The organism is Streptomyces sp. NPDC023527 (assembly GCF_055560115.1).
Map to the genome: position 1 here is coordinate 179400 of NZ_JBVHJJ010000009.1, position 11935 is coordinate 191334.

At 72.5% G+C, this 11935-nt stretch carries 9 protein-coding genes; 6 read left to right on the forward strand and 3 right to left on the reverse strand.

Going from position 1 to position 11935, the window contains the following annotated elements:
- Positions 1-205: 205 nt before the first annotated feature.
- The 6 genes from ACZ303_RS19460 (at position 206) to ACZ303_RS19485 (ending at position 7119) form a co-directional block, all read left to right on the forward strand.
- Positions 206-958: a GntR family transcriptional regulator gene (locus ACZ303_RS19460; RefSeq protein ID WP_467340792.1), complete on the forward strand. Its 753-nt coding sequence runs from the start codon at positions 206-208 to the stop codon at positions 956-958.
- 293 nt (positions 959-1251) lie between these two features.
- A complete protein-coding gene (locus tag ACZ303_RS19465) occupies positions 1252-2904 on the forward strand; it encodes an APC family permease (RefSeq protein WP_467340500.1) in 1653 nt (550 codons plus the stop codon).
- A 249-nt stretch (positions 2905-3153) separates the two neighbouring features.
- On the forward strand, positions 3154-3333 hold the full coding sequence (locus ACZ303_RS19470; protein ID WP_467340502.1) for an SPOR domain-containing protein: 180 nt from the start codon (positions 3154-3156) through the stop codon (positions 3331-3333).
- A 44-nt stretch (positions 3334-3377) separates the two neighbouring features.
- A complete protein-coding gene (locus ACZ303_RS19475) occupies positions 3378-3803 on the forward strand; it encodes a (deoxy)nucleoside triphosphate pyrophosphohydrolase (protein ID WP_467340504.1) in 426 nt (141 codons plus the stop codon).
- Positions 3804-4000: 197 nt separating this feature from the next.
- Positions 4001-4420, forward strand: a complete 420-nt coding sequence (locus tag ACZ303_RS19480; RefSeq protein WP_467340794.1) for an ATP-binding protein — start codon at positions 4001-4003, stop codon at positions 4418-4420.
- A 191-nt stretch (positions 4421-4611) separates the two neighbouring features.
- Positions 4612-7119: a SpoIIE family protein phosphatase gene (locus ACZ303_RS19485; protein ID WP_467340506.1), complete on the forward strand. Its 2508-nt coding sequence runs from the start codon at positions 4612-4614 to the stop codon at positions 7117-7119.
- Positions 7120-7135: 16 nt separating this feature from the next.
- On the opposite strand, the gene ACZ303_RS19490 is transcribed toward ACZ303_RS19485, so the two are convergent.
- From ACZ303_RS19490 to ACZ303_RS19500, 3 genes are all read right to left on the reverse strand, one after another.
- Positions 7136-9142: a TPM domain-containing protein gene (locus ACZ303_RS19490; protein ID WP_467340509.1), complete on the reverse strand. Its 2007-nt coding sequence runs from the start codon at positions 9140-9142 to the stop codon at positions 7136-7138.
- A 78-nt stretch (positions 9143-9220) separates the two neighbouring features.
- Positions 9221-9988 (reverse strand): succinate dehydrogenase/fumarate reductase iron-sulfur subunit, encoded by a 768-nt coding sequence (locus tag ACZ303_RS19495; RefSeq protein ID WP_467340511.1) that lies wholly within the window; start codon positions 9986-9988, stop codon positions 9221-9223.
- On the reverse strand, positions 9985-11931 hold the full coding sequence (locus ACZ303_RS19500) for a fumarate reductase/succinate dehydrogenase flavoprotein subunit (protein WP_467340513.1): 1947 nt from the start codon (positions 11929-11931) through the stop codon (positions 9985-9987). The genes ACZ303_RS19495 and ACZ303_RS19500 overlap by 4 nt, the downstream gene beginning before the upstream one ends.
- Between the last annotated feature and the right edge of the window lie 4 nt (positions 11932-11935).

Sequence of the window (11935 nt, forward strand, 5' to 3'; positions counted from 1 at the left end):
CGACGCCCTGTGTCGCGCGGGGAGTTCGCGGCGCATAATTGCGGACGTGCCTGCCGGGAGTGCTTCCCGCATGTGCGGCCGCCGTCTGCAACTACACGTCCCTGAGCTGCAATTCACTACATCTAGTGAAACCCTGGCCCGAAGTTGCGGATCGCCACGGAGGGTTGCCAAGCTGTTGCGGACTGTCAACCTGTTGGGAGTGGACGTGGCCTTCGGTGACCAGCCCGCATACCTTCGAGTCGCCGGTGACCTTCGGCAGAAGATCGTCGCAGGCGAGTTGCCGCCCCACACCCGCCTCCCCTCCCAAGCGCGCATCCGCGAGCAGTACGGCGTCTCCGACACCGTCGCTCTGGAGGCCCGCAAGGTCCTGATGGCCGAAGGGCTCGTCGAGGGGCGGTCGGGGTCCGGCACGTATGTGCGGGAGCAGCCCGTGCCGCGCGCCCTGGCCCGTACGGGCTATCGCACGGCCGGGGAGTCCACGCCGTTCCGCCAGGAGCAGGCCGACGACCGGGTCAAGGGCACCTGGGAGTCCCGCAGCGAGCAGGTGGCCGCGGACGGCCCGGTGGCGCGGCGGCTGCGGATCGCCACCGGCGACCGGGCCATGCGGACCGACTATCTCTTCCGGGCCGGCGGCGAGCCGGTGATGCTGTCCACCTCCTGGGAGCCGCTGTCCGTCACGGGGCGGACGCCGGTGATGCTCCCCGAGGAGGGGCCGCTGGCCGGGCGCGGGGTGGTCGAGCGGATGGCCGCCATCGACCTGATCGTGGACAACGTCGCCGAGGAGGTCAGCGCCCGCCCCGGCCTCGCCGAGGAGGTCCTGGCGCTGGGCGGCGTCCCCGGTCATTACGTGGTGGTCGTCGCGCGCACGTATTACGCGGGCGGCTGTCCGGTCGAGACGGCGGACATCGTCGTGCTCGCCGAGCGCTATCGGATCGCCTACCACCTGCCGGTGAAATAGCCATGGCCGGTTGATGAACCGCCCATGAAGCGTGGGTGAACGGATGTCCGGACCGGTCGGTGACAACGATTTCCGACCGGTCCGGGACCGCCCGTAGATCCTTACCAGCGGGTAGGAAGTGTGCGGTGTGTACCGCTTTGCCCTAGTAGGGCGGGGCGGTTTTTTGTGTTGCAAAACTCACATACGCCCAGGTCAGGGGCTTTTCGCGGAATGCCGCAGTCCAAATCGCTCGTACGATGGCGCGGTTTGTGTCCTGCCCGTGAGGGAGAAAAAAGAGAAGGAGATCCGGGGCGTTGAGTACCGAGCAGGGTTCCCACTCCAACTACCGCCGGACCCTCGGCCCGGTGGCGCTGACCGCTGTCGGCCTTGGGTCGATCATCGGCTCCGGCTGGCTCTTCGGCGCCCAGCGGGCCGCGGCCATCGCCGGTCCCGCCGCGATCCTCGCCTGGGTCATCGGCGCGGTCGTCGCGCTGACCATCGCGCTCACCTACAGCGAGCTCGGTGCGATGTTCCCGAAGGCCGGCGGCATGGTCCGCTACGGCCAGTACTCGCACGGCTCGCTCGCCGGCTATCTCGCCGCGTGGGCCAACTGGATCGCGATCGTCTCCGTCATCCCCGGCGAGGCGACCGCTTCCGTGCAGTACATGAGCTCCTGGAAATGGAGCTGGGCCAAGGAGCTGTACGACGGCAAGGAGCTGACCGGCAGCGGTGTCGCGCTGGCCAGCGTGCTGCTGATCTTCTACTTCTTCCTCAACTGGTTCGCGATCACGCTGTTCGCCAAGACCAACAACGCGATCACGGTCTTCAAGGTCGTCGTCCCGGTCCTGACCGCGGGCGCCCTGATGTGGGCCCACTTCGACACCAGCAACATCAAGGCGTCGGGCGGCTTCACGCCGAACGGCTGGAGCTCGGTCTTCACCGCGGTCGCCGTCTCCGGCATCGTCTGGGCGTACAACGGCTTCCAGTCCCCGCTGAACATGGCCGGTGAGGCCCGCAACCCGGGCAAGTCGCTGCCGAAGGCCGTCATCGGCTCGATCGTCATCGCGCTGGTCATCTACATCGCGCTCCAGGTCGCCTTCCTGATGGCCGTCCCCGCCGGCGACCTCGCCAAGTCCGGCGGCTGGGCCAACCTCGGCTACAACTCGCCGCTGGCCGACCTGGCCATCGCCTGGGGCCTGAACTGGCTCGCGATGCTGCTCTACGCGGACGCCTTCATCTCGCCGTCCGGTACGGGCATGATCTACGCCGCCACCACCTCGCGCATGATCCACGGCGTGCAGGAGAACGGCCACCTGCCCGGCGTCTTCGGCAAGGTCGACCCGAAGACCGGCGTCCCGCGCCCGGCGCTCGTCCTCAACCTCGTCGTCGCCTTCCTCTTCCTCGCGGTCTTCCGCGGCTGGGGCTCGCTCGCCGAGATCGTCTCCGTCGCGACCGTCATCTCGTACATCACCGGCCCCGTCGCCGTGATGTCGCTGCGCCGCATCTCCCCGAACCTCAAGCGTCCGGTGAAGCTGCGCGCCATGCCGGTCATCGCGCCGGTCGCCATGATCTTCGGCTCGCTGGTCCTGTACTGGGGCCGTTGGCCGCTCACCGGCAAGGTCATCCTGATCATGGCCGTGGGTCTGCCGGTCTGGGCCTGGTACGAGCTGCGCAAGCCGTGGGCCGTGATCAAGCCGCACCTCAAGGCGGGTGCCTGGGTGGTCGCCTACCTGCTGGTGATGGCGTTCGTGTCGTGGGCCGGTGGCAAGGAGTTCGGTGGTCAGGGCTACCTGGCCCCGGGCTGGGACGCCCTGGTCGTCGTGGCGATCGCTCTCGCGTTCTACTTCTGGGGTGTGCGGAGCTCCTGGCGCAACCCCACGCTGGTGGAGACCGAGAAGGAGATGGAGGCCGCCGCCGCGGCCGAGGAGCAGGAGGAGCTCGCCCTCTCCAAGACGCCGAAGGCGTAACGCCTCCTTCGCACGGGCAGTCCTCACAGGGGGCGGCCGCAGGTCCGTACGGGCCCGCGGCCGCCCCCTGTGGCATTGGGCTCGCGCGGCCCATGGTGACGCGCGGTGGCCAAATGCGTACCTCTTCGTGAAAAACCGTATCCGCTGCGTAAAGGTCGGGCGTACGCTCGGGCATATGCGGACTGCGGTTTCTCGGGGAGACGCCGAAGGGTGTGCGCCGTCGGGCGCGACGGCGGAAGGGCAGGGGCGATGACTGACAGCGGACCGATCCTGCCCTGGCTGGTGATCCGTCAGGACGAAAACGGCAACCGCTATCGCGTCGGCCGCTACGCCACCAAGTCGGAGGCCGAGGAGGTCGCCGAGCGGTTGGACGCGAGCGGCCGCCGCCGGCTCTACATAGTCGAGCGGGTGGGGCGCGCGGTCTCCTGACACCGCCCGGCCGGCCCACCCGTGCCGCCGCCTAAGCTGCCCGCATGACGACGGTGCGTGTGGTGGTGGGCGGAGCGGTGCTCGACCGGGGGCGGCTGCTCGCGGCACGGCGCAGCGCGCCGCCCGAGCTGGCCGGCCGCTGGGAGCTGCCCGGCGGCAAGCTCGAACCCGGGGAGAGCGCGGAGCAGGCGCTCGTACGGGAGCTGCGCGAGGAGCTCGGCGTCGAGGTCGAACCGCTGGAGCGCATCGCGGGGGAGTGGCCGCTGCGGCCGCCGTACGTCCTCCACGTCTGGACGGCGAGACTGCTCACGGGTGAGCCCCGCCCGCTCCAGGACCATGACGAACTGCGCTGGCTCACCCCCGACCGCGTGGCCGAGGTCGACTGGCTGGACCAGGACCGGCCGGCGGTCACCGCCGCGGCGGCGATGCTCGCGCGCGGGGCGGCGCCGGGACCGCCCGCGGCGGGCTGAGCATTCGCGTACCCGCTCCGATACGCCCCCACCCGCACCCCTGGCGTAAACCTCCGCACCCTCCGACTACGCCATCCGTGTCACAGCCGACGACCCCGGGGTGTCGAAGAAGATAGTCAGCCCGCCATATCGGGTATGTGCTGATTATTCTCCCCGTTCCGGGCAATTCCGAGGCGGGGCCCGCAGCGGTCTGGGAAGTGGTCGGCGTGAGCGACAGCGCAGGGACCTTGGCGTCGACGCCCGGCTTCGCCGAATGGAGCTTCCCCGCCGAGCCCGGCGCCGTACGGACGGCGCGCACGCTGGTGCGCGACACCCTGGAGGAATGGGGGATGGGCTCGGTCACCGATGTGACGGTGCTGCTGGTCAGCGAACTGGTCACCAATTCCCTGCGGTACGCCAGCGGCCCCATCGGCGTGCGGATGTACTCCCGCGCCGGCCCCAGCCTCCTCGTGGAGGTCTCCGATCCGCTGCCCGATCCGCCCCGCGAGCGCGTCGCCGAGCCCGACGACGAGGGCGGCCGCGGCCTGCAATTGGTGGCATTGGCCTCGCGGCGCTGGGGAACCCGCAGGGGCAACACCGGGAAAACCGTGTGGTTCGAGCTCAGCCTGCCCGGTTAGGAACCCGGTGAGGATACATAGCGGGTTGAGACCGTGCTGTGATCGTGAAGTCCGTGTTCCGAAGGCCCCCTGTGCTGGATACTCGGCCTTCTGATGCCGGTGCGAGCACATGAGCCGGAGGGGACGGGCACGTGAGCGAAAAGCCAGCGGGTACGGCGGGTGGCACGCCGGAGGTAACGGAAGCCACGGGGATGTGGCAGAACAGCCCGCCCGGATCCCTCTACGACTACATTCGCGTCGCCTCTTTCTCGCTGGGCGCCGACGGGCGGATCGAGCAGTGGAGCGAACGCGCGGCCGAGTTGTTCGGAATAGCGGCACGACAGGCCGTCGGCAGGGACCCCCTGGAGCTCTTCTCCCCGGCCGGGACGCGCCCCCGGCCGCCCTCCCCCTTCCTGCGCGAAGGCGGCCTGGACGGCCGGGAGTGGACCGGGATCGTCCCGTACCAGCGCGGTGCGCGGCACCAGCCGGGCCTGGCCGAGATCTATGTGATGCCCACCGAGAACGACCGTGGGGAGCGCGCCGCGCTCTGCGTCGCCGTCGACGTCCGGGCGCTGCGCGGGATAGAGACCGACATCGCGGCCTCCGAAGCCGTTTTCGGCCAATCTCCGCTGGGCTTCTTCTTCTTCGGCACGGACCTGACGCTGCTGCGCGTCAACGAGAGCTTCGCCCAGACCTTCGGCCGGCCCGCGGCCTGGCACCGCGGCCGTACGCCGCACGACTTCCTGCCGCGCGGCGAGGCCGAGCGGCTGTCCTCGGCGCTGCGTCAAGTCCTGGACACCGGAAAGCCGGTGTCGGACATTCAGCTCGTGGGGCCGGTCCCCGGCCAGAGCGAGCGCCGCCGCTGGTCGGTGTCGCTTTACCGGCTGCACAGCGGCAGCGGGCGGCCCATCGGCGTGGCCGCGCTCGCCACCGACGTCACCGGGCGCCGCCGCGCCGAGCGGGAGGCCGCGGGCGTACGCCGCAATCTGGCGCTGCTCAACGAGGCGGGCGCGCGCATCGGCAACAGCCTGGATCTGGAGACCACCGCGCGCGAACTGCTCGACGTCGCCGTGCCGCAGTTCTGCGACCTCGCCTCCGTCGACCTCTATCAGGGCCTGCTCGCCGGTGACGAGGCGCCGCCCGGCCTCGCCGACGGCAGCGCCGAACTGCGCCGCGTCGCCTACGCCAGCGCGGTGTCGGGCGCGCCCGTCGACGGCGACGACAAGCCGATCCAGGTCGGCGAGGTGCACCGCTATCCCTTCCACTCGCCGTGCGCCGGTGCCCTGCGCACGGCGCAGGTGCAGGTCCTGCCGCGCCGCGAGCGCGAGGAGGGCCCGGAACTGGGCGCGGTCGTGCAGTCCACGCTCGCCGTGCCGATGGTCGCCCGGGACACGGTGGTGGGGCTGGCCCAGTTCTCCCGTACGAAGGGCAGCGAGCCCTTCGGCGAGCGGGACACCGCCCTGGCCGTGGAGCTGGCGGCGCGCGCGGCGGTCTGCATCGACAACGCCCGGCTCTACCGCCGCGAGCACGAGCGCGCGCTGATCCTCCAGCGCAGCCTGCTGCCGCCCGGCGACCCCGAGGCCGCCGGCCTCGACATCGCCTGCCGCTATCTGCCCGCCAACGCCGCCACCGAGGTCGGCGGCGACTGGTTCGACGTCATCGAGCTGCCCGGCCACCGCACGGCCCTGGTCGTCGGCGATGTGATGGGCCGCGGTCTGCGGGCCGCCGTCGCCATGGGCGAACTGCGCACGGCCGTACGGACGCTGGCCATGCTCGACCTGGAACCGGCGGAGGTGCTCTCCGCCCTCGACGAGATCGCCCACGGCCTCGGCCGGCCCGGCGGCAAGCAGTCCGCCTCGCGCGGCGTGCGCGGCGGGGTACGGGCCGCCGACCTCTCCGAGGTCTATCTCGCGACGTGCGTCTACGCCGTCTACGACCCGGTCACCCGGCGCTGCACGGTCGCCAACGCCGGCCACCTGCCGCCCGTCCTGGTCGAGGAGGGCGAGCCCGCGATGCTGCTGGACGTGCCCCCGGGCATGCCGCTGGGCGTCGGCGGCGAGCCCTTCGAGGAGACGGAGATCGACCTCCCGGACGGTGCCCTGCTCGCGCTCTACACCGACGGCCTGGTGGAGTCCCGCGACCATCCGCTGGACGAGGGCCTCCAGGCGTTCCGCGAGGCCCTCACCGACCCCTCACGGCCGCTGGAGGACGTCTGCGACCACGTCCTGAGCGCGCTGGACACCCACCACGGCGAGGACGACATCGCGCTGCTCATGGCCCGGCTGCGGGGCCTGCCCGAGGACCACGTGGGCGACTGGAAGCTGCCGGCCGAGCCCCGCTCGGTGGCCCGGGCCCGGGAGATGGCCCGCGGCCTGCTGCTGCCCTGGGGCCTGGAGAGCCTGGTGGACACCACGGAGCTGCTGGTGAGCGAGCTGGTCACCAACGCCCTGCGGTACGGCGAGGGGGAGATCCGGCTCCGGCTGCTGCTGGACCGGACCCTGGTGTGCGAGGTGTGGGACGGCGGCCTGGTCCAGCCGCGCCGCCGCCGGGCCCGCGACACCGACGAGGGCGGCCGCGGCCTGCAGCTCGTCGGCCTCCTCAGCTCCGCCTGGGGCAGCCGCCGCACCCCGCACGGCAAGACGGTCTGGTTCGAACTGGCCCTTCCGGACGGGGACTCCCCGGCACCGGACGCGGTGGAGGCGCTGTTGAGCCTGTACTGACCCCCCGGCCGGAGCCTCACCCCGCCAGCCGCCCCCGGGTGGCCCCGCCCCCGAACCGCGCGGGCAGCAGCCCCGCCACGATGATGCCGCCCAGGAGGGCCCCGCCCAGGGCGCGGGCGGGGCGGGGCGTCTCCGGGTCGTACGGGGCGGCGTAGTCGGCGACGTCGTGCTCGGCCAGGGCGCGGGCCTGGCGGGCCAGGGAGTCCGCGTGGCCGGTCGCGGACAGGATCGCCGGGCCCTCGCCCGGCGGCAGGGCGCGGGCCCGCGCGAGGTGCCGTTCCGCCTCGGCCAGCCGGGTGCGGGCCCGGCAGCCGACCGCGCCCCGGTGGGTGGTGATGAAGTCCCGCGCCGCCGCCACCTCGCCCCGCGCGGCGAGCACCGCCCGCTCCACCCGGCGCCGGGCCCGCCGCTCGTCCGCGCGGCCGCCCGCCTCCGCGTCCAGCGAGGCCGCCGCCTCCTCGACTCTTCGCAGCACCGCCCTGGGGTCGTACCGCCCGCGCGCCATGTCCCGGCGCGCCTCGGTCAGCGCCCGCTCGGCGGCGGCCACCCGCTGCGCGCCCCGCGGTGAGTCCGGTCCGCTCCGCACCGCCGCCAGGCCCGCCTCGGCGTCCGTCAGGGCGGCCCGCAGCCGCGCCGAGGTGCCCGTGAGCTCATGGGCCCGGCGCAGGGCCGCGGTGGTGAGGGTGCGGGCCTGGGAGAGGGCGGCCTCGGCGGCGCGCAGGGAGATCACCGCGCCGTCGGCGTCACCGGCCGCGAGGGCGTTGCCCGCCTCCTCCAGGGCGGCGGTCGCGAAGGCGAGCCGGTCGCGGGCCTCCGCCGGATGCCGGGCGACCGGGGTGAGGGCGGTGCCGGCGCAGCAGTCGGCGAGCGCGGCGAGCGCGGCCCCGGCGGTGTCGATGCGCGGCGCGAGGGCCTGGGCGGCGGCCCGGGCCTGCGCGAGGAGGCCGGCGGCGTTGGCCTCCAGGCCGCGCAGCCGGTCGAAGGCCTCGGACTCCGCGTCCAGCCGCCGGTTGGCGCTGGTGCAGTGCGAGCAGATCTCGTCCAGGGCGCGGCGCCGGATGTCCTCGTCCTCGTACGGCGCGTCGTCCAGTCGCTGCCGCAGCCGGAAGGCGTCGGCGAGCTCGCTCTTGGCGTACGCCACGGCCTCGGCGAAGGGGCGCGTCGCCCGCCGGCCCAATTGGGCGGTGGCGAAGAGGAGTTCCTCGGCGCTGGTGCGGACCGCGTCGTCGGTCTCGACGAGGTTGCGGGCGGCCTCGGCGTCCAGCTCGGGCAGCGGGGTGAGCGGCTGGGCCATACGGGCGAGGCCGGGCGGTGTCGTCGCGGCGAGGACGGACCGGCGCCGCAGGGCCGCGCGGCGGCGGGCGGCCCGGCGGGAGAGGAGGTACAGGGCGGTCAGGCACGCCAGGGCCGTCACGGCCACCGGCAGCCACACCCGGCGGTTGCCGGGGACGAGCCCGACGGAGCCGGGGTCGCTGTCGCCGGGCGAGATGGCGGGCGGCCGGACCGGCTCGCCCTGGAGCACGGCGCGGTAGCCGTCGGCGGCGCCGATGGCCGCGCCGGCCCAGTCGTGCTGGGCGATGGCGGGCGCGATGGCGGCGGTGGCGACCTCCTTGAGCTGCTCACGCCGGAAACCGGAGTCCGCGGCGGCCGAGACGGCGTACTGCTGGCCGTGCGTGGCGACGGCCAGCAGTACGTCGCGCGGCCCGAGGCCGTTGCGGTCGGCGGTCGCGTCCGCCCAGGCGTGCGCGGAGCGCCCGGAGAAGTCACGGACGTAGGTGACGTACAGCTGTACGTGGTGGGTGGTCCGCAGCCGGTCGAGGGCGGCGGAGACCTGGGCGCGGCGCTGGCCGAGCGCGCCCACGGTGTCGGTGATGCGGCCGCCGGTGTCCAGGTCGAGGGGGGTGTCGGCGCGGGCGGCCGGGCCCGGCAGCAGCAGGGCGCACAGCACGAGGAGGGCGAGGAGCGCCCTGCCCAGGGCCCCACCCGGCACCCCCGGCCCGAACCGCCTCGAAAGCCGCGTCACATTTGGGAGCGTATGGCGGTAGTGCCCGACTCGCTACCGGGAGCTCGGGGTCGTATACCGTGCGTGTCCGCGCCCCGTTCACGCCCCCCTGCGGCGGATCTTGCTGCCGAGCCAGACCAGGGGGTCGTACTTCCGGTCCACCGCGCGCTCCTTCAGCGGGATCAGCGCATTGTCGGTGATCTTGATGTGCTCGGGGCAGACCTCGGTGCAGCACTTGGTGATGTTGCAGTAACCGAGCCCGTGGTCCTCCTGAGCGGAGCGCTTGCGGTCGATGCCGGCCTCGGCCGCCGCGTCCAGCGGATGCATGTCCAGCTCGGCGACGCGCATCAGGAAGCGGGGCCCGGCGAAGACGGGCTTGTTCTCCTCGTGGTCACGCACCACATGGCAGGTGTCCTGGCACAGGAAGCACTCGATGCACTTGCGGAACTCCTGGGAGCGGCCGACGTCCTCCTGCCGCATCCGGTACTCGCCGGGTGCCACCCCCTGCGGCGGCACGAAGGCGGGCACCTCGCGGGCCTTGGCGTAGTTGAAGGACACGTCCGTCACCAGGTCCCGTACGACCGGGAAGGCGCGCATCGGGGTGACGACGACCGTCTCGGCGGGGTCGAGGATCGACATCCGGGTCATGCACAGCAACCGCGGCCTGCCGTTGATCTCCGCGCTGCACGAGCCGCACTTGCCCGCCTTGCAGTTCCACCGGACGGCGAGGTCGGTGGCCTCGGTGGCCTGGAGGCGGTGGATGACGTCCAGGACGACTTCGCCGTCGTTGACGGCCACGGTGTAGTCGACCAGGCCCCCGCCGTCCGTGTCGCCCCGCCAGACCCTGAAGTGGGCGTCGTAGCTCAAGGTGTCGTCAGCTCCTCGTCGGTCAGGTACTTCACCAGCTCCTCCTTCTCGAAGAGCGCCAGCAGATCGGCGCGGATCGGGGGCATGGCGCGCCGCTCCAGGCGGATGCGGCCCAGCAGCGGATCGGCGGCGGCCGGACCGGCGCAGTCCTCCGCCAGCCGGCACACGAGATTGGCCTGGCGCCACCGCCGGTCCATGCCGGGGTGGTCGTCACGGGTGTGCCCGCCGCGGCTCTCCGTGCGCTCCAGGGCGGCCCGTGCCACGCACTCGCTGACCAGCAGCATGTTGCGCAGGTCGATGGCAAGGTGCCAGCCGGGGTTGAACTGCCGGTGCCCCTCGACACCGGCCCGCCGGGACCGCCCGCGCAACTGCGCCAGCCGGCGCAGCGCCTCCTCCATCTCCGGGCCCTTGCGGATGATGCCCACCAGGTCATTCATGACCTGCTGGAGTTCCTGATGGAGGGTGTACGGGTTCTCGGCCGGGCCCTGGGAGACGGTCCGGTCGCCGCCCTCCACGCTGAACGGGCGCAGCGCCTCCGCCTCCGCCGCCTCGATGTCGGTGTCGGTGACGACGGGGCGGGGCGCGGCGCCGAGCCCGGTCGCGTACCGGGCGGCGTACAGCCCGGCCCGGCGGCCGAAGACCAGCAGGTCGGACAGGGAATTGCCGCCCAGCCGGTTGGAGCCGTGCATGCCGCCCGCGACCTCGCCCGCGGCGAACAGGCCGGGCACGCCGGTCGCGGCGGCCGTGTCCGGGTCGACATCCACTCCGCCCATCACGTAGTGACAGGTGGGGCCGACCTCCATGGGCTCGGCCGTGATGTCCACGTCCGCCAGCTCCTTGAACTGGTGGTGCATGGAGGGGAGCTTGCGGCGGATGTCCTCGGCCGGCAGCCGGCTCGCGATGTCCAGGAAGACGCCGCCGTGCGGGCTGCCGCGACCCGCCTTGACCTCGGAGTTGATGGCGCGGGCCACCTCGTCGCGGGGGAGCAGCTCGGGCGGGCGGCGGTTGTTGTCGGGGTCCTTGTACCAGCGGTCGCCCTCGGCCTCGGACTCGGCGTACTTCTCCTTGAAGACGTCCGGGACGTAGTCGAACATGAACCGCTTGCCGTCGCTGTTGCGCAGCACTCCGCCGTCGCCGCGCACGGACTCGGTGACCAGGATGCCCTTGACGGACGGCGGCCAGACCATGCCGGTCGGGTGGAACTGCACGAACTCCATGTTGATCAGCGACGCCCCGGCCATGAGCGCGAGGGCGTGTCCGTCGCCGGTGTACTCCCAGGAGTTGGAGGTGACCTTGAAGGACTTGCCGATGCCACCGGTCGCCAGCACCACGGCCGGGGCCTCCATGACGAAGAACCGCCCGGCCTCGCGCTCGTAGCCGAAGACGCCCGAGACGCGCCGGCCCTCCTTCAGCAGGCGGGTGACCGTGCACTCCTGGAAGACCTTCAGCCGGGCCTCGTAGTCGCCGAACTCCCGGTGGTCCTCCTGCTGAAGGGAGACGATCTTCTGCTGGAGGGTGCGGATCAGCTCCAGGCCCGTACGGTCGCCGACGTGCGCCAGCCGGGGGTACTCGTGGCCGCCGAAGTTGCGCTGCGAGATCTTCCCGTCCTTGGTGCGGTCGAAGACCGCGCCCCAGGTCTCCAGCTCCCAGACCCGGTCCGGCGCCTCGCGGGCGTGCAGCTCCGCCATCCGCCAGTGGTTGAGGAACTTGCCGCCGCGCAGGGTGTCGCGGAAGTGGACCTGCCAGTTGTCGCCCTCGTTGACGTTGCCCATGCTGGCGGCGATGCCGCCCTCGGCCATGACCGTGTGCGCCTTGCCGAAGAGCGACTTGCAGATCACCGCGCAGCGCATGCCCTGCTCGCGTGCCTCGATGGCGGCCCGCAGGCCGGCGCCACCGGCGCCGACCACGACCACGTCCCACTGCTGCCGGGCCGTATGCGACATCAGA